The sequence below is a fragment of the Sulfurimonas sp. HSL-3221 genome (assembly GCF_021044585.1).
GTDB classification, from domain to species: Bacteria; Campylobacterota; Campylobacteria; order Campylobacterales; family Sulfurimonadaceae; genus Thiomicrolovo; species Thiomicrolovo sulfuroxydans.
Map to the genome: position 1 here is coordinate 2061631 of NZ_CP087998.1, position 24086 is coordinate 2085716.

Annotated in this window: 23 protein-coding genes; 6 read left to right on the forward strand and 17 right to left on the reverse strand. The window is 56.6% G+C overall.

Translation table 11 applies throughout. The features are described from left to right. Positions 1-259 precede the first annotated feature (259 nt). Genes LOH54_RS10570 through LOH54_RS10585 form a run of 4 tightly spaced genes read left to right on the forward strand, consistent with a single transcriptional unit; the run spans position 260 to position 5722 of the window. On the forward strand, positions 260-3766 hold the full coding sequence (locus LOH54_RS10570; protein ID WP_231019034.1) for a hypothetical protein: 3507 nt from the start codon (positions 260-262) through the stop codon (positions 3764-3766). Further along, positions 3766-4425, forward strand: a complete 660-nt coding sequence (locus LOH54_RS10575; RefSeq protein ID WP_231019035.1) for a prepilin-type N-terminal cleavage/methylation domain-containing protein — start codon at positions 3766-3768, stop codon at positions 4423-4425. Before LOH54_RS10570 ends, LOH54_RS10575 begins: the two co-directional genes overlap by 1 nt. Then, complete coding sequence (locus tag LOH54_RS10580; protein ID WP_231019036.1) at positions 4422-5267, forward strand: prepilin-type N-terminal cleavage/methylation domain-containing protein; 846 nt, start codon at positions 4422-4424, stop codon at positions 5265-5267. The genes LOH54_RS10575 and LOH54_RS10580 overlap by 4 nt, the downstream gene beginning before the upstream one ends. Continuing rightward, a complete protein-coding gene (locus LOH54_RS10585) occupies positions 5243-5722 on the forward strand; it encodes a hypothetical protein (protein ID WP_231019037.1) in 480 nt (159 codons plus the stop codon). The genes LOH54_RS10580 and LOH54_RS10585 overlap by 25 nt, the downstream gene beginning before the upstream one ends. Positions 5723-5763: 41 nt before the next feature. On the opposite strand, the gene hpf is transcribed toward LOH54_RS10585, so the two are convergent. Continuing rightward, positions 5764-6297, reverse strand: coding sequence for a ribosome hibernation-promoting factor, HPF/YfiA family (gene hpf / locus LOH54_RS10590; RefSeq protein ID WP_231019039.1), 534 nt, complete (start codon positions 6295-6297; stop codon positions 5764-5766). Positions 6298-6410: 113 nt separating this feature from the next. Here hpf and recG point away from each other — a divergent pair, with 113 nt between their 5' ends. Beyond that, a complete protein-coding gene (gene recG, locus LOH54_RS10595; RefSeq protein ID WP_231019041.1) occupies positions 6411-8204 on the forward strand; it encodes an ATP-dependent DNA helicase RecG in 1794 nt (597 codons plus the stop codon). Positions 8205-8369: 165 nt separating this feature from the next. On the opposite strand, the gene LOH54_RS10600 is transcribed toward recG, so the two are convergent. The 9 genes from LOH54_RS10600 to LOH54_RS10640 all read right to left on the reverse strand — a co-directional run bounded on the left by LOH54_RS10600 (position 8370) and on the right by LOH54_RS10640 (position 14596). Beyond that, positions 8370-9614: a M16 family metallopeptidase gene (locus LOH54_RS10600; RefSeq protein ID WP_231019042.1), complete on the reverse strand. Its 1245-nt coding sequence runs from the start codon at positions 9612-9614 to the stop codon at positions 8370-8372. A gap of 47 nt (positions 9615-9661) precedes the next feature. Then, on the reverse strand, positions 9662-10711 hold the full coding sequence (locus LOH54_RS10605) for a dehypoxanthine futalosine cyclase (protein ID WP_231019043.1): 1050 nt from the start codon (positions 10709-10711) through the stop codon (positions 9662-9664). Between the two features lie 120 nt (positions 10712-10831). Further along, positions 10832-11239, reverse strand: a complete 408-nt coding sequence (nusB, locus tag LOH54_RS10610; RefSeq protein WP_231019044.1) for a transcription antitermination factor NusB — start codon at positions 11237-11239, stop codon at positions 10832-10834. After that, positions 11239-11709 carry a 6,7-dimethyl-8-ribityllumazine synthase gene (ribH, locus tag LOH54_RS10615; RefSeq protein WP_231019045.1) on the reverse strand — a complete coding sequence of 157 codons (471 nt, stop codon included), beginning with the start codon at positions 11707-11709 and terminating at the stop codon, positions 11239-11241. The genes nusB and ribH overlap by 1 nt, the downstream gene beginning before the upstream one ends. Before the next feature lie 41 nt (positions 11710-11750). Next, positions 11751-12548: a 3-deoxy-8-phosphooctulonate synthase gene (kdsA, locus tag LOH54_RS10620; protein ID WP_231019046.1), complete on the reverse strand. Its 798-nt coding sequence runs from the start codon at positions 12546-12548 to the stop codon at positions 11751-11753. After that, positions 12545-12832 carry a hypothetical protein gene (locus LOH54_RS10625; RefSeq protein WP_231019047.1) on the reverse strand — a complete coding sequence of 96 codons (288 nt, stop codon included), beginning with the start codon at positions 12830-12832 and terminating at the stop codon, positions 12545-12547. The genes kdsA and LOH54_RS10625 overlap by 4 nt, the downstream gene beginning before the upstream one ends. Positions 12833-12934: 102 nt before the next feature. Continuing rightward, on the reverse strand, positions 12935-13681 hold the full coding sequence (locus tag LOH54_RS10630) for a TerB family tellurite resistance protein (RefSeq protein ID WP_231019048.1): 747 nt from the start codon (positions 13679-13681) through the stop codon (positions 12935-12937). Then, positions 13669-14163 carry a hypothetical protein gene (locus LOH54_RS10635; protein WP_231019049.1) on the reverse strand — a complete coding sequence of 165 codons (495 nt, stop codon included), beginning with the start codon at positions 14161-14163 and terminating at the stop codon, positions 13669-13671. Before LOH54_RS10635 ends, LOH54_RS10630 begins: the two co-directional genes overlap by 13 nt. Beyond that, complete coding sequence (locus tag LOH54_RS10640) at positions 14156-14596, reverse strand: phosphoribosyltransferase (protein WP_231019050.1); 441 nt, start codon at positions 14594-14596, stop codon at positions 14156-14158. Before LOH54_RS10640 ends, LOH54_RS10635 begins: the two co-directional genes overlap by 8 nt. Positions 14597-14662: 66 nt before the next feature. On the opposite strand from LOH54_RS10640, the gene LOH54_RS10645 reads away from it, so the two are divergent. Then, entirely contained in the window at positions 14663-15607 is a 945-nt protein-coding gene (locus LOH54_RS10645) for a hypothetical protein (protein WP_231019051.1), read from the forward strand. A gap of 16 nt (positions 15608-15623) precedes the next feature. On the opposite strand, the gene LOH54_RS10650 is transcribed toward LOH54_RS10645, so the two are convergent. The 7 genes from LOH54_RS10650 to LOH54_RS10680 form a co-directional block, all read right to left on the reverse strand. Further along, a complete protein-coding gene (locus LOH54_RS10650) occupies positions 15624-16028 on the reverse strand; it encodes a hypothetical protein (protein WP_231019053.1) in 405 nt (134 codons plus the stop codon). A 12-nt stretch (positions 16029-16040) separates the two neighbouring features. Beyond that, entirely contained in the window at positions 16041-17228 is a 1188-nt protein-coding gene (locus tag LOH54_RS10655; protein WP_231019054.1) for a putative metal-binding motif-containing protein, read from the reverse strand. A 150-nt stretch (positions 17229-17378) separates the two neighbouring features. Then, positions 17379-18635, reverse strand: a complete 1257-nt coding sequence (locus tag LOH54_RS10660; RefSeq protein ID WP_231019055.1) for an ATP-dependent DNA helicase — start codon at positions 18633-18635, stop codon at positions 17379-17381. Positions 18636-18665: 30 nt separating this feature from the next. Then, positions 18666-20843 carry a polyribonucleotide nucleotidyltransferase gene (locus LOH54_RS10665; RefSeq protein ID WP_231019056.1) on the reverse strand — a complete coding sequence of 726 codons (2178 nt, stop codon included), beginning with the start codon at positions 20841-20843 and terminating at the stop codon, positions 18666-18668. After that, the gene (locus LOH54_RS10670) at positions 20844-21482 is read right to left on the reverse strand and encodes a phosphoribosyltransferase (RefSeq protein ID WP_231019057.1); all 639 of its coding nucleotides are present in this window, start codon (positions 21480-21482) and stop codon (positions 20844-20846) included. It lies immediately after the preceding gene. Next, positions 21482-23674 (reverse strand): LPS-assembly protein LptD, encoded by a 2193-nt coding sequence (locus LOH54_RS10675; RefSeq protein ID WP_231019059.1) that lies wholly within the window; start codon positions 23672-23674, stop codon positions 21482-21484. Before LOH54_RS10675 ends, LOH54_RS10670 begins: the two co-directional genes overlap by 1 nt. Further along, positions 23637-24086 (reverse strand): RDD family protein, encoded by a 450-nt coding sequence (locus tag LOH54_RS10680; RefSeq protein ID WP_231019060.1) that lies wholly within the window; start codon positions 24084-24086, stop codon positions 23637-23639. The genes LOH54_RS10675 and LOH54_RS10680 overlap by 38 nt, the downstream gene beginning before the upstream one ends.

The window sequence follows — 24086 nt, forward strand, 5'->3', positions numbered from 1 at the left end:
CAACTGCGGACCGAAAAACAGAATCATATGCTTTTCATAATGGTATTCAGGCGACTCCAAGTCGTTGAGATTGTCCCATTTTTTCTATATTTTCGCTTTAAGAATAAATGAAACTATTTCAAAATACAATAGATGTAACAGGTATGAAATGTTTGATTTAAAGTATTTTTCCAAGATTTCAGACAGTAAAAGGACCACGATGTTTGGAAATGTTATTTTTCATTTTGCCAAAACAGCAAGCGCAATTTTGCTCTTTTCAATGCTGTTTTTTCTTCCCCAAACCCTCTCGGCAGTTATCACAGGTGTGCCGGGTGACTGTAGCAGCGTCACAGATACCGCCGTTTTTGATCAGTCCAATCTCTCCTATACGAACTCTACCTACGTGGGGGGAGACTCAGAGAAGTGGGATTATTACTACTTCTCCGTCGATATACCGGGCGAACTTACCATTACGTTAGAGACGAACGCCAGCCTGGATCTTCTCTACAGTGAATCCTCCTGTACCACCATGACGGAGATCACCAGCCCCTATAGTATTAGCTATCTAAACCCGACGGATCTGATGGTCAAAGTCGAATCGGGCTCGGCGAACCAAAAAGATTATATTCTAAAAGTCACCTTTGTACCGGCACCGCTCTCCCTTGTGAAAACGAATGTTCCCGGGCAGATCCTGCAGAACAGCTCCACCAACATTGATTATTCACTGATGGGGGTCAACAACCAGGCTTTCGATAGCGGCAGCATCACTATTACGGATCAACTCCCTTCCGAAGCAAACCTTTCCACGTTCAACATCATCAATGACGGCGGCTGTACCTGTACAGCCCCGGATGCAACGAGAACCTTCAGCTGTAGCTGCCCTGCACTGGCTGCTGGGGATTATACGATCGTCGATTTCAACGTCACGCTCTCCGCCGGAGCGGCCCCGGATACGATCACGAACAATGCCAGTATGACGGACGGGATACAGAGTGCCGTCACCTCGTCAACTGTCGACGTTGTCGACGGCAAAGGGGTCGTCGAACTGAAAGTGGAAAAATATGCCGAAGCCGAAGCCATTCCGGTGGATACGGATTTCTCATACTACATCTTTATCACCAACTACGACAATGCCTATGCCTATGGTGTCCAGATCTGGGACCAGATGGACCCGAACATCTACTACACCGGCTATGACACTTCGAGCGGCTGGATCTGTACCCCGCCGAACAGCCCCGCAGTCAAAGGTGACTCCTTTACGTGTAGCTACGTCGGGACAGACGGGACCGGTGCCATGGGCAAGGGGATCGTCTACCTGAAAATCAACGCGCGCACGGCCAGTGCGCTTGATACCGGCGTGACTGCCGACGTCAACGTCAGCACATGGAACAACGTCGACTTAGACGCCGCCAATACCCTTCACAACAATTCCATCACGCATGCAAGTCGAGAGGTCAATATCACCTTGAACGATGTTGCACCGGGTGGCGGGGCCATCGGCGGTGTTTACATGAAAGGGGGCCTCGTCGAGATCTCCGAGAACGATCTCAGTGGTGGCAGAAGTACAGCAGAGCTGCGTACAAAAGTAGCCGCTCAGATCGGAAGAGCCAGCGCTTCGTACGCCACGGGTGAAATGCATGTCCCGACCTACTTTCTCAACGGCAGCAGCGACAGTGCCACGCCGACCGCCTATAACCCTACGACTGCCGCCGGTTCCAACCCCATACCGCTGACGGTCATCATCAGACTCGCGAACGATGCGTGCGAGGAGGCAAGCCAGACATATGTCACTTACACAAGCGATCCTGCCGTGAGCGGGGCACCGCTAAGCGCACTTTTCGAACCTGGCGACACTTCACCACGTTATGCGGGTACGAGTACAGAGGGTATCCCCGGTGATTTCAAACTGCGCAATATTGCGCTCAAAAAAGCACGCTATATTATGAAATATGTCGATATCAACGCGAAAATCGCGGATTCGGATGAAAAGTGTACACAAACCTCGACAACGCAATCAAATATCATGGGACTGCCCCAATGTATGAACTCCGGGGGTTCCACAAGCCTTGACAACAATAAATATCTCAACGTCTTTGGAACGTCCGCATTCGTACGCTGTTTCGGCCAGAACGGCAGTCCCTGCGATTCCAACAATCACGGCTACAGCTGCGGCGAAGGCAATACCAACTGTATCGGCTACAATGCGGAATACGACCATGAATACGGATGCTACGAGTGTACGGTCGGGGGGCTCGGCTACTGTACTCAAGACAACTTTGCCATCCGCCCCAAAGCCTTTGATTCAAACATCACAACACTCGTCAGCGGCGGCGACCCCGTCAAAGCCGGTCTGGATTACGCTCTGGCGTTCAAAGGGCTGACGGGTAATACGGCCGATCCGTCCGAAGCGACCCTCCTCTATAATGAGATAGAAGACACCCTGACCGACGGCACAACGTTCCAGATCGACCTGAACATCAGTGATCCGACGAAGGTCTGCCCGCAAACCAATATCAATATGACCCCCGCAGTCCACTTTGTTGACGGCGTAGATTCAGGCCTCTTCCGTTTTGACAATGTCGGCGATATCAATTTCAGCATCCACGAAACGAACGGAACGGAGTTTGCGAAAGTGGATGTGAATGACACACCGTGGAGTGACAGACGTATCGAACCGTTCAACCTCTCCTTCCGCATTATTCCGGACCATTTCGAGGTCAACGCGACGCTTGACGACTACGGCGACGACTATACCTACCTCTATGACATGAACCTGTATGACGACTACAACGTCTCGACCGCGACATTGATGTTGGACATCAAAACAATGGGTGCAGACAACAACGTCACGAGCAACTATATGGAGACCTGCTATGCCAAGGAGACCAATGTTACCCTGCAGATGCACAGCACCCAGATCAAACCGGCCGGTGCCGTGACCGAATTCCTCTATTACAACCCGGCGGAAAACAATGGAACGGCAAACAGCGGCGAAGGTTCGTACACACTGCCGGGCGGCACCCTGACATCGGTTCTGCTTGAAAACACGACGACAAGCTTCCCCGATGATGCCGTGGATGGAAACGGTACAACCCATATCGAATACAGGCTCAACTTCAACCGGAAGGTCAACAAACCTGTCGATCCGGTGCGAATCGCGCTTAACAGTGTCTATGTGAATGACAGTGAACCATCACCTTATACCGTGACCGGTTCTCATACTTCGACGGATACGGCCACCTTCCTCTATGGACGGGGGCATGCACCGCGCTACCGCGTCAACTGCGGTACAGTCGTCACCGGCCCCTGCCTGTCGCAGAATTTGGAGCTCTTTTTTGAATTCTATGCGGACAACGACTCCAACCTGACGCTGCGCAGAGGATATGCCCAAGACAATGAGCGGAGTAAAGATGCTATCATGTGGTTCCGCAACACCAAGCACGATTCCGGGGCGGACGGCAATGTCACCCATTTGAGCCACAAGTTCTTCGGCTATGACCTCAACAGTTCGACAAGCCCCCTCTATCAGGGCACGTCGATCACCGCCCCGGGCAACGGCATTTCGAATGTGCGGATCGGTTACCGGGGCAGCGACGGTTATCCGTACAAGGCTTCCGTCAATCTCCATACGGATCGGTGGCTCAAGTACGACCGTTTCAACGCCAACCCCGACGTCAATGCGTCGTTCCTGATTGAATTCAACGCCATCGGCGTGGAGGCGGGAGAAGGCAACCTTGACGGCACGGACAGCGGTCCGGCCAACTCAAATAGGAGAATCCGGTGGTAATGAAACGCGCATTTACGATGATTGAGATGATCTTCGCAATCATCATTATCGGCATCACGGTTGCCGGCGTTTCGCAGATCATGACGCGAAGCGGGAATACAATGGAGGGCGCCCTTTCGCAAGAAGCGGTCTTCCTGGCTTCCATGGAAGCAGCCAAGATCTTTTCGCACCGATGGGACCCTAATTCCAAAGACACCTCGAGCGAACTCGCCTATTCAAAAATTCTCGATACAAACTGGGATGCCAACCACAAACGCACCTGTCTCGACACGGCTACTGGCTCAAAATATGCGGTCCCGTGTGCTGCCGACGACATCCAGACCGTCCTGCGCTACGGCGGTATCGCCGAGGACAAACACCGCCGTTTCCACAGCCAAAGTACCGCCTCCTCACAACCCTATCCTGACGGTGTCCCTAATGGTACGACGGATATCAACATCACCAATGAGCACGGCTACAAACGCACCTACCAGGTCGCCGTCAACTCCGGCTATATCGGCACGGCTTTCGCTACGGGAACGGTGGGAGGACCCACCGACATTAAAATGACCGTTGTCTCCATCAATGATAAGAACAACGGCAACGCCAATCTTGTCCGGATGCGGGTCTATTCATACAATATCGGTGAAATCGACTATGCCAAGAGGACGTTCCAATGAGAATGTATTACAATAGGCTACGGCGTGCGTTTACGATGATCGAACTGGTCTTCGTCATTGTCATTATGGGTATCCTTGCCAAGTTCGGCGTGGAAATTTTCCTGCAGATCTATGAAAGCTATACGCGGACGACCATCGCCGCCTCGCTCTTGAGCAAATCCGAGGCTGCCGTCAGTCAGATCGCCAATCGCCTGACGTATAGGGTCAAAGATTCCATCATCGCCAGCAGCAGCCCGGCGGCATCCTTCGTACCGCTCTCCAGCGTCACCGGCAACGAGACCGTCTTTGAATGGATCGGGCTGGACAGCAACGGATGGGATAAGGGCAACTTCAGCGGCATCGTCGACCTTAATGACGGCAATACGACCTATACCCAGCTTCACAGTCCCGGGACCACCACGTTACCGGCGAACGGCGCCCTGCTCTTTATCGGTTCGAAAGTCAATGTCCAGAACAGTTTTGGGTGGCACGACACGAATGCTTCTTCGAACAGCCACCAGGATCTTTATGTCTACGATGCCGTCGCAGTCACATCGCAGAACATCAACTTTGCCACCAACCCCTTTACGGCGGGTGATGAGATCTTTGAGTTCTATCATGTTGCGGACAGTGCATACGCGCTTGTGCTCGACACGGTCAATCATAAGCTCTATCTTCACCAGGACTATCAACCGTGGCAGGCTGAAATCTATACGGGCACGGGTGACCTGCTGACGGATAACGTCAAAACCTTTACGCTGCAAAAAGCGGGGGACATCATCAGAATCGAGCTTTGCCTCAGCAACAATGATTTCATGGGTGAAGGGGAGTATTCAATATGCAAAACAAAAATCGTGTTCTAAAACGGGGCGGCTTTGCCGTCATTGCCGCCGTTTTCATGATGCTGTTGATCACGCTCATGCTGCTGAAGATGCTCTCGTACTCCACCGACGTCTCTGCGCGTACCAGTAACGACTATCTCAACGAGCAGGCACAGCTGCTGGCGTTCAATGCCACCGAAGACGCCGTCTACCGCATCTCGGGAGAAAACCGCGATGCAAACCTGAGCTGTACCACTTCCTTCAGTGACACCTACCCTTCAACGGGCACGGCCATGTTCAATATCAACGTGACGATCCAATACATCTGGCAAACCGGCATGATCCCCGGCGGCACCGGATGTAACAACATCCTGACCACGGTGACGACCGATACCCAGCATGGCTCCGCATTGATCGACGTTTATATTACATCGCATGCTTCACTGAATCTGGATGAACCGATCCGGTTTCACCGGCGCACGCTGCAAAAATTGTAAAAGAGATAACAGAAGCGCGGCGGGGCGGTGGCCCTACGCGATTAGTAGAGACCGAAACGACCGTCGTTTCGTTTGTAGAGAACCCGAGTCTTCCCGTCGTTATCAAGGAAGATCTCAAACTGCTTTTCACCCGTTTTCAGCTCATCCAGCACATCGGCGACTTCCCTCGGTTTGTAACTCTCCAGTTCAACCGGGATGACTTCGTCCTCCAGTGCTTCGGCCGCCGCTTTGACGTCCGCCGAATCGCTCTTGGCATCGTTCATACTCTCATGATGATGATCGCTCAGCTTGTCATGCATACGGCGCAGCGCCTTCTGTGCCCGCTCGATCGCGATGTCGATTGCAGCGTACATATCATCGTCGCTCTGCTTGATAACAACGGTATTCTTGCCGGCAAGGTTGATGGTAAACTCCACCGAGACACCCTGTTTTTTCCCGATGCTTCGCTTGGCGCAGACCGCCTGTGCCGAAATGATGTCCAGGTTGAACTTCGAGAGCGATGCGATCGCATTTTGCAAATACTCTTTAATGGGATCGGTCAACTCGATCGCTCTACCGGTCAGTGAGATATTCATCATGGAACCTTTCCGGGCCTCGCCCTCTGTGTGAATTGTCGTAGGCAACGATTATAACACAGGAAACATGTCATTTTTCAAGCCGTAGAGCGACAAACGCGCTAAAATATCCCATGCAAATTGAACAGGCCGATATCGAAAAATTCAAAAAACTCGGCGTCTACTCGGCCGCAGAGCTCGCCATTCACACCCCGGTCCGTTTTGAGGACCGTCGGCTTTACCCCAGGCTCAAGGAGGGCACCGAGCAGGCTATCGATGCTACCGTCGAATCGATACACCGCTCCCCGCGGACCGTGACTATCTCCCTTTATGTGCACAACTTCGGGCATCGCATCGAGGGGGTCCTATTCAACCCGAAACCCTATATGCTGCGTTTTTTCACCGAAGGGGAACGCACCTTTTTCTTCGGCCGTATCGACTGCAGGCAGGGACGCTGCCAGATGAGCCACCCCCAGCGTATCCCCGAGGCGGGGACGCTCACCCCCAAATACAAAACATCCCTGCGTACCGACGTCATGGCCCGACTCGCCGCACGCTACATCACCCGCAAAAATCTCCTGGATGAGGGGCTGCCCCCTGCTGTCGCCGATGCACTGCTCGGTCTACATTTCCCCAAAGAGGCTCCGCTGAAGGAACCCACACCGCAACAGCTCTACGCCCTCAAATACACCGAGCTCTACAGTTATATGCGTTCGCTCCAGGGGAAACGACGCTATTTCCATGCATTGAAAAAACTGGAAAATGACTGGCGCGGCTGGGCCATGCGTCTGCCGTTTCTCCTGACCGGTGAACAGACAAAAGCCATCGAGGCGATTGAAACGGACTTCAAAAAGCCCCATGCCGCCAAACGGATGGTCGTCGGGGATGTCGGCGCGGGCAAAACGATGGTGATACTGGCGGCAATGCAGATGGCCTCCCCCCACCGCAGCATCCTGATGGCGCCTACGACCATCCTCGCCAACCAGCTATACGAAGAGGCACGTAAGTTCCTCCCGGAAAAAAAGATTCTGCTCATCACGAATGCCACGCCGAAAAAAATGCCGCTGGGGGAGGCCGATGTCCTTATAGGCACCCATGCCCTGCTCTACCGTAACCTCCCCGAAGCCGCGCTCATCATGGTCGATGAGCAGCACCGCTTCGGTACAGCCCAGCGCCACCGGCTGGAGAAACTGCTCTCGGAGGGTACCCGTCACCCCCATTATTTGCAATTCTCCGCCACGCCCATCCCCCGTACACAGGCGATGATCGATTCCGCCCATATCGACGTCAGCCTCATTACCAAGACCCCCTTTAAAAAAGACATCTCGACCGCGGTCATCCACAAGCCCGACTTCCCCGCCCTGCTGCAGCACATCCGCGCGGAGATCGCACAAGAACACCAGGTCCTCATCGTCTACCCCCTTGTCGAAGAGAGCGAGAATTTCGGCTATCAGAGCATTGAAGAGGCCAGAGGCTACTGGGAAAAACATTTCAAGAACGTCTACGTCACCCACGGCAAAGACAAAGAGAAAGAGGCGATTCTTGAAACGTTCAGGGAGCAGGGAGACATCCTCCTAGCCACAACCGTCATCGAGGTCGGCATTTCACTGCCGCGCCTGACGACGGTTGTCATCGTCGGCGCCGAACGGCTCGGGCTGGCCACCCTGCACCAACTGCGCGGACGCGTCAGCCGGACAGGCCTCAAGGGGTGGTGTTTTCTCTATACGAATCTGGGGGAAAGCGAGCGCCTCGACGCCTTCCGCCAAACGGACAACGGCTTTGACATCGCCGCACTGGACTTAAAGTACCGTAAAAGCGGCGATCTACTCAAAGGCAGTATCCAAAGCGGGAAAAAGTTCCTCTGGGCTGATCTGGCAGAGGATGAGGCGATCGTGAGGGAAGTCAAAGCAGCGCTATCGCACTTATAAGTAATGAGACAGCTTCAGAGTTGTCAAGGCCAAAACGGTCGTTAGCGTGTCAGGCGGCTCACCGGGGAATGGAGTGTCCCGAAGGCGTCAGCCCTTTGTGCTTTCTTCTTCCCGGTTCGGCTTCTGCTTTACACAAGTAAAGAAGAAGGGGAACGAAAAAACCTTTTACTCCTCCGTCACAATCGCGAAGGTCAGTTTCTCGATCTCTTTATGCTTTTTGATGAACGCATTGAGGGTGGCAAGATCAAGTCCCTCGATCTGTTCCAGTTCACGAGCAGACGAACCGATCCCCTCTCCTTTGTAATACTCCAGGAATGTACGCGAAAGGCGCTGGGAAAGGGTCTCGACCCGCAACGGTTCGGAACCGAGCAGGAAACGCTTCGCCTGGTCAAGCTCCTCCTGGGTCGCGCCCTTCTCTATAAACGTGTCGATCACTTCGCGCACGGTTTCAAGGGCCTCCTTTTGAGAAGCGATCTTCGTCTGGAGGTAGCCGAAGAAGTAGCTGTTGGAACGGGCGATATTCGCACGGCAGTAGGCAGAGTATGCCAGGCCGCGCTTGACGCGGACCTCCTCCATCATACGACTGCCGAAGCCCCCGCTGCCGAGAATAAACATGGCCACGCGGCTGATATAGTGCTCGGCGTCACCTACCTTCATATCAAAAGGAGCGCCGAAATAAACATAGGCCTGTTCCGTTTTTCGCTTGAACTGCTCCGTCTGTGCCGCCGCGCTGGCCGGGTAGTACCCCAGGCTCTCCAACGCCCCTTTCGGCAAGGTACTGAGCAGCCGGCGCGCGGCATCCTCTGCAGCCGTTTTGGAGATATCGCCGCCGATGACGACAATGGCCCGAGAGGCCTGGAGGTGATTTTCGACAAAGGCTTTGACCGTTTTGAGTTCCATCGCCTTGACGCTTTCAACCGTCCCGGACGCCGGGGACGCCAGCGGCGTATCGGTGAAGAGCATTGCCCTCAGTTCGCGGTTGGCGACATAGTCGAAATCATTCTCTTTGCGGCTCAGCGCGCCGACCATGGTTGTCTTCACCTTCTGAAGAGCCTCTTTACTGAGGTTCGGAGCGGTAAGCAGCTCTTCGAGCAGACCGACCGCTTCACCGAACTCCTCTTTGAGCGAGCCCATTTCAAAGACCATCGTCTCCGTCCCGGCATGCACGCTGAGATGGATGGCGCGTGCGTCGAGCGCCTCGGCAAAACCGACGGCGCCGCGTTTTTGGGTCCCTTCGTTGAGCATTGAGGCACTCACCTTCGCCAGCCCCGCAAGCGCACCGTCCTCGATCGAACCGCTCTGGCGGAAGACCAACTGCATGGAGACGATCGGTAACCGGGAATCGTGCTCAAATATCATCGGCACTTTGATGCCGTTTACTTCTACCTGTTCCACCGTCGTTTCAGCCATTACAATCTGTCCTGTCAAAAAAATGAATAATAGTAGCGCTTTGAGGCTCACGCAAAAAGCTCCAGGGTTTCATACGCCGTATTCCGGATCGCCGGGGTCTCGCCAATATCGCGGATCAGGCGGACCATTTCATCCTTGGCCATACGGAAGCCCGCCCCCGCACTGCGGACAACGTTCTCCTCCATCATCGTTGAGCCCAGGTCGTTGGCCCCGAACTGCAGCGCCATCTGACCAATATAAGGCCCCTGGGTCACCCAGGAACTCTGCAGGTTCGGTACGTTGTCCAGGAAGAGACGCGAGACTGCCAACAGGCGGAGGTAGCGGTTGGCCGAATGTTTTTTCATCTCGGGGAACTCTTCGAGCAGTTTGGTATTCTCGCCCTGGAACGACCACATGATAAAGGCGCGGAACCCCCCGGTTTCGTCCTGCAAGCGGCGAACCATATCCCAGTGCTCGACGATCTCTTCGTCCGTCTCCATCGTTCCGTACATCATCGTCGCCGTCGATTTGATCCCGAGCTTGTGCGCCTTGCGGTGGATATCGATCCAGACGTCGGCATCGATCTTGCGCGGCGCGATAATATCACGGACCCGGTCATTAAGGATCTCCGCGCCGGCACCCGGGATGGAGGAGAGTCCCTTTGCCTTCAGCCGGGTCAGGACCTCCTCCACACTGATGCGCGATACCTTGGCGATAAAGTCGATCTCGATAGCCGAAAAGCCGTGAATGGTGATCTGCGGGTATTTCGTATGGATATGCTCCACGAGATCTTCATACCACTCGATTTTCAGTTTCGGATGGACCCCGCCCTGGAAAAGGATCTGCGTTCCGCCGATGGCGAGCAGTTCGTCAATCTTTGCATCGATCTCGTCATAGGTAAGGACGTAGGCATCCTCGTCCTTTTCATGGCGGTAGAACGCGCAGAACTTGCAATCGACCCAGCAGATGTTCGTATAGTTGATATTGCGGTCGACGACAAAGGTCGTGACCCCTTTGGGGTGCAGCGCTTTTTTGCGGGCCGTGGCAAGCTTCCCGAGGGTTTTGAGATCGGCGTTGCGGATCAGGTCAACCGCTTCTTCTTTGGTGAGTCTGCTCATAGTGGTTCCACTCCCTCGTACAATATTTCCTTGGCCGCAGTATACCGCTCAAGGATTCAGCTCCGCCCCCCTGTCGGGAACGGCAGCGTTTAAAAAGATTGATTTAAGCGCAGGCAGGGCTTAGGATGCAGCTTTCTCTTTGGCGATCGCATCGAGCACGCCGTTAATGAACTTGGGAGACTGTTCCGTACCGAAGGCTTTGGCCACCTCAATCGCCTCGTTGATCACGACAGCGGAGTCCAGATCGCTGTGAAGCGCCTCGTAGGCTCCCAGACGGAGTGTCGCCCGTTCAATAGAACCCAAACGGTCGAAATCCCACTCCTTAAGGTGTTTGACAATCGCTTCGTCCACCTCTTCCAGATGCGCCATAACCCCGTCAAAGAGCGTCAGGGCAAAATCCTTCTGCTTGTTGCGGATCTTCTTCTCTTCGAGAATCTCATCGGTATGGTCGGCAATCGCACCGTTACCGAGGTCATAGGCATACAGCAGGCTGACGACCGCCATGCGTGCGTGGTGACGTGTCGCCATTACGCCTCGATCTCCGCGTACAGGTTCAGCATCTCAATGACCGTCGTCATCGCTTCGAAACCTTTGTTCCCCGCCTTCGTACCGGCGCGTTCGATCGCCTGTTCGATCGTATCGGTCGTCAGCAGGCCGAAAGCGACCGGCTTGGCGTACTTGAGCGACACCGTCGCGATCCCCTTGGTTGCCTCCGCAGAGACATAATCAAAATGCGGTGTCGCACCGCGGATCACGGCACCCAGCGCACAGACGGCGTCGTACTTGCCGGTGGCAAGCAGGCGTTCCGTCGCCATCGGCAGTTCAAACGCGCCCGGGACCAGCACAAGATCCAGCTCCGCGTCATTTCCGCCGTGGCGGGCATAGGCGTCTTTGGCGCCTTCGACCAGGCGGTCGGTGATCAGGTGGTTGAAACGCGCCGCGATAATGGCAACTTTCTTGTCCGTGGGGACTTGCAGTTTTCCCTCGATTACTTGCATCTTTCTTTCTCCTTGTTTAACTTTCTTCCGTGCCGCTTCGCCTAACGGCTGCACGCCTCGATGGCGAGCAGTGTTTCCGTCAGCTGCTTCAGTCCTTCGAGCGTGATCATATTCGGGCCGTCGCTCAGGGCGCACGAAGGGTCGAAGTGGGTTTCGAAAAAGAAACCGTCGACGCCGACAGCGGCCGCCGCTTTCGCTAGATAGGGTACCATCGAGCTGTCACCGCCGGTCTTTCCGCCGCCGCTGCCGGGCATCTGTACCGAGTGCGTCGCATCGAAAACGACCGGAGCAAACTCGCGCATGATCACCGGTGAGCGCATGTCCACGACGAGGTTGCCGTAGCCGAAACTCGAACCGCGTTCGGTGAGAAGCACCTTGTGCTTTTTCGCATTCTCATACCCCACCTCATCGCAGCCGCGGGTCTTGAGGACTTTCAGGACAGAGTAGCGCATATCCGCGGGGTTCATGAACTGTCCCTTTTTGATGTTGACGATACGGTCCGTTTTTGCCGCGGCGACGAGCAGGTCTGTCTGGCGGCAGAGAAACGCCGGGATCTGGATAATATCCGCGACTTCCGCCGTCGGTGCCACCTGGTAGGACTCATGGACATCGGTGACGATCTTATAGCCGAAATGCTCTTTCACCTTCTGCAGCAGCCGAAGGCCCTCCTCCAGGCCCGGTCCGCGGTAGCTCTCAAGGGAGGTGCGGTTGGCCTTGTCGAAACTCGCCTTGAAATAGAAGTCGAACCGCGCATCCTCATGGTAGGGCCGCAGCGCTTCTGCGATACGGAAAAGGGATGCTTCGCTCTCAATGACACAGGGACCCGCCATTAAAATCATTCGATACTCCCGTTACCCTCAATCATCGCCTTGGATTCGACCGGCCGCATCTGCGGAGAGACGACCCGCTCTTTGTATTTGCTGTTCCCGACGGCATCGTCGAAATCGTCGACCGCCTGCTCACGGAACTCCGTCAGGGAGTGGCCTGTTTCATGCGAGTAGACGATATATCCCAAAACAACAAGGACCAAAACCATTGTTTTCTTAGAGTTTGTCTGCCACTGCATGTACGCCAGAATCAACAAAACGACGATTGTCCCCGGATAAAGCCATGATGCATCCATGATGTACCCTTTTCGTGCTCGGCAGTGCCGCCGAAAATAAATAGGATTATACCAGAGGTTGTTAACAAATCCGGCATTGTGCTGCCGGTGTAAGGCACACGACTACCGCGACGCCTTGATCGTTTCATAAGCAGCATTGATCTGCTGCATCTTCTGCGTAGCCTCGGCCATATACGCCTCATCCGCCCCTTTTGCCTTCATAAGGTCGGGATGATACTGCTTCACCAGAGCACGATACTTCTTCTTGATACTCTCCATCGCTTCACCCTCTTCCGCGCCCAGCAGCGTGTACGCCTCCTGCAGAGTGGTACGGGTCGGCCCCGTTTTGTAGATCTGCGCGAACTGGGCCATGATCGCCTCGACCTGGTCCGGTGCGATCTGCAAAAACGCCGCGATCTTGGTCAGCAGATTCTCTTCGTTTCGGCTGAGCTCCCCGTCAACGAAGGCGAGATTGACAAGAAATGAGAACATCCCCAGACGCTGCTGCGGGTGGCGCACGGTCGCATAGGCCAGGCGCTGCGCAATCGCATCCGCATTGAAGCGCTGCTCCTTTTCACGGTTGAAAATCGATTTGAGCTCTTCACGGACCATCTGCGGGTCCGGAAACGCGTTGGCGATATCCGTGAAGGTGTTTCCGATCAGTTCCGCCTCCAGGGTGTCAACCCGGCCGTCGGCTTTGGCCACCTTTGCCATCAATGCGACAAAAAGCCCCAGCTCGGAGTTGCGCACCACTTCGGAGGTCACGGGACCTCTCCCGGTCGCTTCCGCCCGGTACTGGTAGCGACCATAGCTTCTGAAAACCCAGACGAGAAAGAGCCCCACAAACAGGTAAAAAATCAGTGATCCCATACGCTATCTCCCTCCACATCGATCTCGATGCCGACGATCCGATCGCACGGCACGATCAGCGTCTTTTTGGGCGCACTGACCACATAAAACCACCGGCTCTCCGCCATCAGCGCCTCGTCATACTCCCCCGTGCGTTTGACGTCTTCGGTCTCCATCCGGCGCAGAACGACCCCGGTAGAAAATCCCTGCCGGTAATCATCGGCCGCCGTATCGACATCCGCGAACTCCACCCGGTCGGCGGTGCGGATAAGACGGCAACGGTTCTTGCGGGCCCATCCTCGCACGCCGAACCAGAGTGTGACCATCCCAAGAAGCGCCACGCCCCCGGCGGCCACCGTGTACGTGAAAGCGACGGCGGCGACAAAGATCGTCAACGCTCCCCAGACAACAAATGCCGCTTCGTCGATTTTTTCAAAAGCGATGACCCGGAATGCCAATACGAGCGTCCGCAAGTACTGCAGCCACGCCAGGAGTTTAGCCATCAAAACGGTCCCAGAAAAATTCGATCCACTCCGTCGCTTCCCGGCAGCTGAAATCGGGTTGCTCGCAGGCGGTGGGCTTGGACCACGGCGCGGCGCATTTGATCGTGCTTTGCGGATAGCGCTCCCGAAGGTAGGCCTTCACCTGCTGCAGGGTTTTGCCCGAGTCAACGATGTCATCGACGATCAGGATCCGCCGGAAGGTTCCGCCGGGGCAATCGCCGTCGATGGTGACCGTTTCGCGCTGGGAGGCGTCATCGTAGGACGCCACCCGCAGCAGGCCGATGTTGCGGACATCCAGGCCGTATCCGAGCAGCTGCGCCCCCATCATGCCGCCGCGCGCAAGCGCCACGATCATATCCGGCGCGTAGGCACGGCAGGCGGGGAGCAGGGAACGCATGTCCGCTTCGAAAGCCTCATAACTGTAATAAAACATGGCCGCATTATACCACTAAAGCCCCCCTTTACCCATGCATTGCTACCATGACGAAAAGGGAGTTTTATGCGCTTGAATTTCTTGGCTCTTTTGACGGTCACCCTCCTCTTTTCGGGCTGCCTGACACCGACAACCCCCGAAGTCCCCGCCTGGGTCGAACACCCGCCGCCGCCGACGGCAACAACGCTCTACGGTGTCTCCGTTGCTAAAAGCAAAGAAGAGGCGCATATCTCCGCCCTCGGCAATATCGCTACCACCATGCTCAGGGGCGCGGAACCGGCCCTTGAGCAGCGCGTCCGGGATGTCACTGAGCGCAGCCAGACCGCAGCCGCGATGCGTACGGTACTCCGGGAAATCGACTATCCGGGTGTTACCGTCAAAGAAGAGGCGGAGATGGGAGAGGATCATGCGGTCTTGATCACCATGCCGCGCAGCGTTTTCGCCGCACAGATCGATGATCGGCTCAAAGCGCACCGTCAAACGATCGAAGCGCACCTGCCTTCCGACGACGCCCCGCTTTTCGAGCAATTGGGCAGGCTTGGCGCTGCCCATGAAGAGAAACCGATGCTGCTGGCGGAGGTATTGCTCCTCGAAACGGCCGACCCGGCGGCCGACACGAAACCCTACTACGCGTTTATGGAAAAAACGGATGCGGCGTACAACGCCCTGAAATTCGGCGTAGCCATCAGCGTCATCAGCGATGCGGAGGCGATCGTCTACGTTGATACCGTGGAGCAGACCCTGCGCTCCGAGGGGATGACACCGACAGGCAATCGTATCGGTCTGCTTCTGCTGCATGCCGACAGCCAGCAGGAACGGCGCAATGGCGTGTTTAACGTGACCATGCGTGTCCGGCTCGAATCCGTCGCGAAGGGCGAGCGGCTCGCACAAAACGAGTTTTTCCTGGAAGCCGTGTCGCCGCAGAGTTTCAGCGATGCCAAACGCCGCACCGCCGAAGCCCTCAAAGCACGTCTGCGGGAGCTGGGTCTGTTTCGTACACTCGGGTTTTAGTATCCGCTAACGCCGTTTACTCCTCCCCGAAATAGTGTTCCCGTTCGGGCTCATGTGCCCGAAGACGGTTGAACGCTTCATTGTTTCCGCTGCTCCGTGCGCTGTTCAGCGCTTTGCGCCACTCCCGCCGGGCTTCCATATATGCAATCCTGCCCCGCTGCCGGCTCGCACGCCGTTCTTCGGCGACCATGCGGTTATAGGCTCTCTCCTCTTCCCTGAGGGCGGGGACCTCCGGGGGCAGGTCAGATACGATCTGTTCCGGCAGGGCGTCCGCTGCCGGCGATGGTGGTGGCGACACCGCCTCGAACGAGGTCGGCACGGCGAGTTTTCCGTCAACCGGGGCATTTGGATGCCCCTCCATCCGTCCCGCCGCCAGGAAGGCAACGGTCATGACACCCGAGGCCAAAATAATCCAGCGCATCGCTCACTCCCTCTAGCTTGTCGGATCGCCGTCACAGTCCCAGTCTTTCGGGTCCAGCGGTCTTTCTGTCGCCCCCGGGTAGATCAGTGCGTTCGTGTCGTCGCAGTCAGGGGACCAGTCTTGGGTATAGAAGCCGTCACCGTCACTGTCGGTGCCGATCGGGACCAGGGCCGGAGCATACCAGGTCGTGGACGACCCGTTCTCCGACATCACCTCGAGGTAATAGGTCTGCGTCGTTGCAATCCCCCCGGCATCCGGCGTGCTCATCTCGATAATGCCCCCCGGGCCTTTCGAATCGGTAATCCCCAGGGCCGCCCCGCCGTTATCGAGCAGTGCGGTCTGCAGCCCCGCTGGCCCCTGTGAATAATCCACGATATAGGCCGCACCGTGCGGCGGGAGCGTCACCTTGTAGTAGTCGGTGTCGTTTCCCGGATCGATCGTATGGGCCAGGGTGTAGAGCGCACTTTGATAGATGATCTCGCCGACTGCGCTTTTGGTGCTGTAGATCGTCGTCGCTCCGCCCAACGTGCCATCCGGCTCGAAACCGTCGGTGCCGCTCGGGGCATCCGCCCCCGAACAATCTTCATCGATCCCGTTGCCGGCGATTTCGTTTGCGTACGGGTAGACGGCGTTATTGCTGTCGTTGCAGTCAAAGGTGGCGGAGTAGCCGTCGTTATCACTGTCGACAAAGAGCCGTACGCCGAGCTGATAACTGGCCATATCGTATGCATAAAACGAGTAGACATGGATCAGGTAGTTCCCCGTTTCCGTAATCGTGATCTGATCAATATTGCTGTCAAAGGAGAGGAAATTGTCGTTTGACGCTACCAGCGTCACCCCATCGGCTTTATAAAGTTCGATCACCGTGTCGGCCGTATAGTTCAGGTTCGTCGCGAAGAGTTCGTAAGTGTTGCCCGACACTAAGGCAACCTTTACCCAGTCCTCGTCCCCCTGCGGATAGATCGTGCGCGTCTGCAGTCCCCCGACCAAGATACTGCTGGGTTGGTCTTTTGTATTGTCGCCGGCGCTGCCTTCAAATCCGTCAGCGGCCGTCGGGAAGGCGGCGGCGATGATAACGCCCCCGCCTCCGCCACCGCCGCCACTACTCGCATCCGCCGTGTCGCTCTTGACCTTGCAGCCTCCGGCCATCAGTGCGATCGCCGCAAGCAGAACGATTCCTTTCTCTTTCATGGTTTTCATCACTCCCTCCTTCTTATTCTTGACAGGGAAAAACGTGAATTAAAACCATCTTACAACGCGCCGCCTTTCGCTTCACGGCGGAGAAAATAACTAGCTGTTAAAATTCAAATGCATTAAATAATCACAAAAAATAGTTTTTTTTGAAAAAAATTATTCGTGACCAAACCCCAGCGCCTTGGGGTGGACGAAAGCGAGGTTTGCCCAGTTCACGCGCGGCTGTTTCAGAATCAGACTGTGGGGCGAGACCGCCCGCGAGAGGGCGACGTAGAACTGCGAGGGGGCGAAGATCTCCGTCGTGTCGATGACCAGATCGCCGATACTCATCCCCTGGGACTTGTGAATGGTAATGGCAAATGCGAGGACGATCGGGAACTGGTAGAGGGTAAACTGCGGCACCTCGACCATCTGCTTCTCCTTCTCGACCGTGCGCTCCTCCCAACGGCTCTTCTCCGTGCCGACGCGTTCGAGTTTGACGACCGTACCGTCCTCTTTGCGGATGTGAACGTTGTCCTGTTCAAGCCGCACGACGATCCCCCGCTGGCCGTTCACGTAGTTCCAGCTGTTGCGCGTAAAGAGCACCGGCGCGCCCACCTTCAGCTCCAGTACTTCCGGGATACGGGCATCCGCCATAAAACGCTCCACCTCCCGCGGCTGTGTCTTGGCGTCGTGGCAGACGCTCTGGGTTTCAAAGGCGTAGAGATCCCCCTCGACCGCATCAAGCTGCTCGCGGTTGTGCTCGAAGGCCGAACGGTTCGTCCCGTAGAGGAAGGTGTAACGCGAGAGGTCATCCCCCGTCGGTTTGATCAGCTCATGCAGGTAGCGGTGCTCCTCCTCCGTGACCCGGGCATGACGTACGGCGTTCAGGACCCCGTTGAATTCGGTGTCCTCACTGCGCCAGTTATGCGTCAGCGTCACCGTCTCAAAGGCAAACTGTTCCCAGCTCGGGGCCTCGAAGGCAAAACGGATTGTGCCTTTTGTGACCGGCGGAAGCTGCAGAAAATCCCCCACGGCCAGGAGTGCGCCGCCAAACCCGCACTGCAGCAGGCGCAGCCGGACCATGTCGAGCACCTCGGCACTCACCATCGAGATCTCGTCGATAACAACGAGGTCCATCGCACGCACAAGTTTGACGATCTTCTTCTTGGGGATGAGTTTCCCCCGGCGTTCGAGGTCCGTTTCACTATCGGCGATGCCCAGATCGAAAAAACTGTGCAGGGTCTGTCCGCCGATCAGGGCCGCCGCCATGCCCGTCGATGCGAGCTTGGCGACCTTTTTCCCCTCGGCACCGTAGGCGGCGATGATCTGGCGGGTCAGGGTCGTTTTGCCGGTACCGGCCCCGCCGGTGAGAAAGAGGTTCTGTCCGGATTGTAGCCCAGAGAGCAGTGCGGAAAGTGAAGTGGTTTCCATGTATACGGGCCTGTCCGGCCCCGGGAGGGCTTAGGCGGCCGGGGCGCGGCCGAGGCTGATTTTGGTCCCTTTGAACTCGAGGATCTCGACGTCTATGTCGTCCCCCTCGCTCAGAACATCGGAAACGTTGCGCACGTGCGAATCGGAGATTTTTGAGATGTGCAGCAGGCCGTCGACGCCGCCGGGCAGTTCGATGAAGGCGCCGAAATCGACGATCTTCTTGACCCGCCCCTTGACGATGTCGCCGACATGGTACTCGGGTTTTTCCATCTTCGGTACGGAGACGATCTGCTCGATATGTTCGCGCGCGCCCTTGACCCCGTCGCGGTTCTTGCCCGTCACCTTCACGCTACCGGCCTTCTTGTCGATATCGATCGCGACCTCGAACTTCTCGATGATCTCTCTGATCGTCTTGCCTGCCTGGCCGATGACATCGGCGACACGGTCGGGATCGATGCTGAAGAAGTCACTGCCGGGCAGCTCCTCGCTCAGTTCGATCTTGTTCTCTGCATCGGCCATGATATCGATGATGTGGGCGCGCCCCGCCTTTGCCTGATAGAGGGCCGTTTTGAGCAGTTCCAGGGAGATGCCGCCGAGCTTGATGTCCATCTGCAGCGCCGTAATCCCCTCTTTGGAGCCCGCGACCTTGAAGTCCATATCCCCGTCGTGGTCCTCGAGGCCGGTAATGTCGGTCAGAACCATGTGCAGGTCCCCTTCGCTGACCAGTCCCATCGCCACGCCGGCGATCGGATCGGTCGTCTCCAGGTCCGCCGCTTTCAGTGCCATATAACCGCCGCAGACGGTCGCCATGGAGGAAGAGCCGTTGGACTCGAGGATCTCGGAGACGAGGCGGACGGTCTGGCCCGGGGCCTCCAGGACCGGTTCGAGGGCGCGCTTGGCGAGGTTGCCGTGTCCCAGCTCCCGGCGGCGCGGCGGCTGGACCGGCGACGCTTCCCCGACGCTGAAGCCCGGGAAGTTGTAGTGCACCATAAAGCTCTCGTACTGCGCCGAACTGTCGGTAAGCTCCTCGTACATCTGGGCGTCTTTGTTGCCGCCGATGGTCAGTGTCACCAGGGCCTGGGTCTGGCCACGGGTAAAGAGACAGGAGGAGTGGACGGAGGGAAGAACGTTGGTCAGAATGCTGATCGGGCGTACCTCGTCGAGACGGCGGCCGTCTGCGCGGGTCTGCGTCTGCAGGATCTGTACGCGGACCGTTTCGCGCTTGACCGCTTCGATCGCTTTTTTAAGGGCGTGCTCGTCGAACTCCGGTTCCGCATCGAGGATCTTTTTGCGCAGGTTGCGCAGGGCCGTGGAGCGCTCGGTGCGCGCCATTTGAGCGATGGCCGCGGCGATATCGTCGCTGTGCTGCTCGCGGACGTAGGCCATCAGGTGCTCATCCGGCTCCGCGGCGATGCAGGTGAGTTTGAAGGTCTCTTTCTTGAACGGGGCGAACGCCTTCGCATAGGAGACGTTGGCCGTCGCCAGCAGCTGCTGGGCTTCGGAAAGCAGGACGATGAAATCATCCTCGCCCATCGCGTTGCTGCGGTAGCGGGCGATCGTCTCGGCGGCAAGCGCCGGATCGACGAGCGGGTCGACCATCATCGTGTCGAGCAGCTCCGTCTCCACCGAACCCTGAACCCGCATCTCGATCATCAGCAGGTCCGACTCCGTTCCCGCGAGGAAGAGGTCCAGGGTGCTGTTTTTAAGCTGCGGCAGCGTCGGGTTGAACAAGACCTCTCCGTCAACCTTCGCCACACGGACGGCGCTGACGGGGATGTCAATGTCGATGTCGGAGACATACAGGGCCGCCGAGGCGGCGTTGAGGCCGAGCACCTGGAGGTCGGCATCTTCATCCGCGCTGAGCACCATCACGGTGATCTGGACGGGGTTGGCGAACCCTTTAGGGAAGAGCGGACGCAGGGAGCGGTCGATGATACGGGAAGTCAGTGTTTCGAAATCGCTCGGTTTGGCCTCGCGCTTGATGAAACCGCCCGGGATCTTGCCCGCGGCGTACGCTTTCTCGATGTACTGCACCGTCAGTGGCAGAAACCCCTCTTCGACGAATTCGGTCTCGTCGATGACAACGGTGGCCAGGACAACCGTGTTGCCGGCCTTGAGCCATGCGCTTCCGTTTGCCTGTCGGGCCACGCCTGTAAGCGCATACTCTTCCGTTCTGTTCTCGACGGCTACCAGTACATCATAATCCATTTAGTCCCCTAGTATCTTAATAATCATTTCATCCGAAACATCTTCTAGTTCTGAATAATAACATGATGTTTCTATATAATCCTCCAGCACGTGCGGGCAGAAGAGCGCGTCACAGAGCGGTTCGACGGCCGCATAGACCTCCTTGGGCATCACCGGTGCACAGGCATAGAGGGCATCGGGCGAGCGCGAAAGGACGGTTTTGATCGCGCACATCAGCTTCAATCCGCTCTCCGCCCCTTGGTCGACAAGCAACACTTTTTTGCCGCGCAGGGTTGTCAGCGGGCGCCCTTTGCGATAGTGGTAGATCCGGGAGAGGATCTTCTCTTCGTGCTTGCGGTGCGCCTCGCCGTAGACGTAGTCATACTGGATGCCGAAGGCCTTGACGAGGTCGTCGTTGATCACGATCTCCTCCGTCTCGCTCACCCTCCCCAGTTCGCACTGCGGGTTCTGGGGCGCTGTAATCGATTCGCCCAGCAGCCAGTCGACCTTGAGCTTCATTCGGACGTTGAGCTCCTGGCACAGTGCGATGCCCCCCTCGGAGAGCGCGATCAGTATCCACGATTCACGCTGCATCTGCGGCAGCGGCAGCAGCTCATTCAGCGCCGAAACGGCCGCTTTTCTATCTTCAAACAGTTTCATCACGAACCATCCAATGCATCGCTGAGTTTGTAGTTGACCTCGGTCCCCCCGATGGGGCGGAGTTCGACGGTGAAATAGACATACTTCTCCAGAAGCGAGTCGGCCTGGGCGTTGGTCAGGATCGGGCGGTTGTTCTCGACGTATCGCATCCCGAATTTCCAACAGCGCTTCGTGTAGTCGAAGCCGACCTCGGAAAACTTCTTCACATTCGCCTCCAGATCATAGGCGTACCGGCCGAAATAGCGATAGTGGTCATTATAGCGATATGCGGCGTCAAAGGTCAGGTAATTGACCCGGTTTGTCCCGTTAACGTCGGGCTGGTCTTCATAGAGGTCCATGGCTCCGATATTGAGCGCGCCGTCACTGTAGCGGACGCCGTTGAGCATCTTCGAAACCCGGTGGTAGTCATAGTTGTAAAAAACATCCGAATAGAGCGAGACTTCCGGGGTCACCTGCCAGTCCAGTTCGTTTTCCAGCTCGCTGAGCTGATCCTGGTTCCGGTCGAAGGAGAGGCGCTGCGAAAGACGGTGGTAGAGCACCTGTTCGCCCACGTCATTGACGAAAAACTGGCTGAACTTCAGATCCAGCGCCTCTTCGATCTCGTTGACGGCATAGAAGTCGCACTCGGGGTAGAGCGCCGAATCGCTCCCGCTGCAGAGCGTCTGCTGGGTTTCGTAGTAGCCTGTCGCATCATCAACGCCGGCCTTGGTATAGGCGAGGTCCAGTCCGGCCGTGTGGCTGAAACCTTCAAACGCTTTCGTCACCTGTGTCCCCGCATTGAAGACATGGTAGATCCGCCCGAAAAGCCCCGTTTCATACGCGCCGCCCGTCGGGATGGCCGATACGGTCGTCGGCTCGTTTCCGAAGGTGATGTATTTACCGTTTAGGCGCGCACTGTAGGAGAGCAGCAGGTAATCCTCCAGCGCGGAGGTCTGCAGCGTGACAGGCAGGTCCACCTCCCCTTCGACCGCACGTTTCCCCGTTTCGCGGAAAATGTTGTTGCCGCGGAGATCGAAGGTATAGTAGACGTGCTCGTCGAGGAAGGTGTTGATATAGCGGTGGTAACGGAGGATCGGAAGGTTCTGCGGCGTGTCGGCATTGCTCTGTTTGTTCAGGTCGAGGTAGTAGCGGAGGTTCATGCCGTAATAGGTATCTTCTTCGTTGTAGAAGAGGTTCACCCGCGAGAGCACCTGGTTGGAGGTGGCGTAGTTCACAGTATCGTTGGAAGAGAGGTTGATATAGTCGATATCGTTCATCCAGCTGATGTCGGCATAGAGACCCGACTGCCCGGGAAGGTCTAGCCCCAGCCAGCGCTGCAGCACCGCCGTATTGGTATAGAAAAGATCAAAGCCGTAGTGGTTCGAGTTGGCCAGGTCATAGGTGTTGACGTAAGAGGATTTCTCCTGGAAATAGCCCGACTGGAGCGACCCTTCCGAAACGTTCGAATCGACAAAGCGGAACTTCCCGTAAACCCCCTCGCCCCGCTCCGTGCGCAGTTGCGGACGCAGCTCAACGTCCCAGGAGGGATCGATCGCGATATAGACAGGCTGCTCGAAAAAGAACCCTTCCGTACTGGAGACACCGAAGGAGGGCACCAGCAGACCGCTGCGGCGGCGGTTGTCGAGGGAGTAGCCGAAATAGGGGAAGTAGAAGACGGGAATGCCGTAGATCTTGAGGTAGGCGTTATAGACGTTCATCCAGCGCGATTCACTGTCGAAATCGGCGCTGGAGAAGTAAAGCACCCAGAAGGGATCGTTGGGATCGCAGCCTGAGACCATCCCGTCATCGACCGTAAAGTCCTTGTCCTCCGCCCCCGAACGCGAGGAGCTCATCCAGACGTTCGTATGGCGGTCGAGCATGAAAAAGGGGGAGAACTCCCGGCTCTTATTGGCGACATCGAGCTTGGCGTAATCCCCCATCGCGAAGTACTCCGACCCCTGCATGGCGACGATATTGCCGAAAAGCTCCAGCGTACTGCTGTTGCGGTCGAAATAGGCCTCGTTGGCGCTCAGATAGTAGCTTTTGTACAGGACGAGGACATCCCCGCTCGCATGGACGACGCTGAGGTTCGAATCGAGCCGGGTCGCGAAGAATTCAATCTGCTCTTCCGCCCGCAGCGCGGACAATACAAAAAGAAGAAGGAGCAGCAGGAACCTAGGCATTGACGACAACGGTGCGCGCGGTGCGGTCATGCCACGCCTGGTTATTGGGATCGAACATCGCCCAGATAAAGCCGAGGTAGAAGATGATCTCGCTGAGAATGCGGAAGACGGCGCGGTTGAATGCCGGCAGCCAGCCCGGGATCCCCCCGTCCTCAATCGCCACGACGCGGATCCGCATCGCCATCTTTCCGAGCGACGCACCGTAGAGGGCGATGAAGAGCGTCTGGTAGAAGACCTTCATCCCCAGGTACTCCAGGGCATAGGCGTTGGTAACAAAGAGGAAAGTCTCCATATCCTCCGCCTTGGAAATAGGGCCCCAGAGCATAATCGTAAAGAGCAGGCTCAGCAGGAGCTCGTCGATCAGGAACGCCAGGGCCCGCTTCGGGATGGAAGCGAGTTGCAGTTCATGCCGGTGCAGCAGCGTTTCGATCGTCTCGTTCAC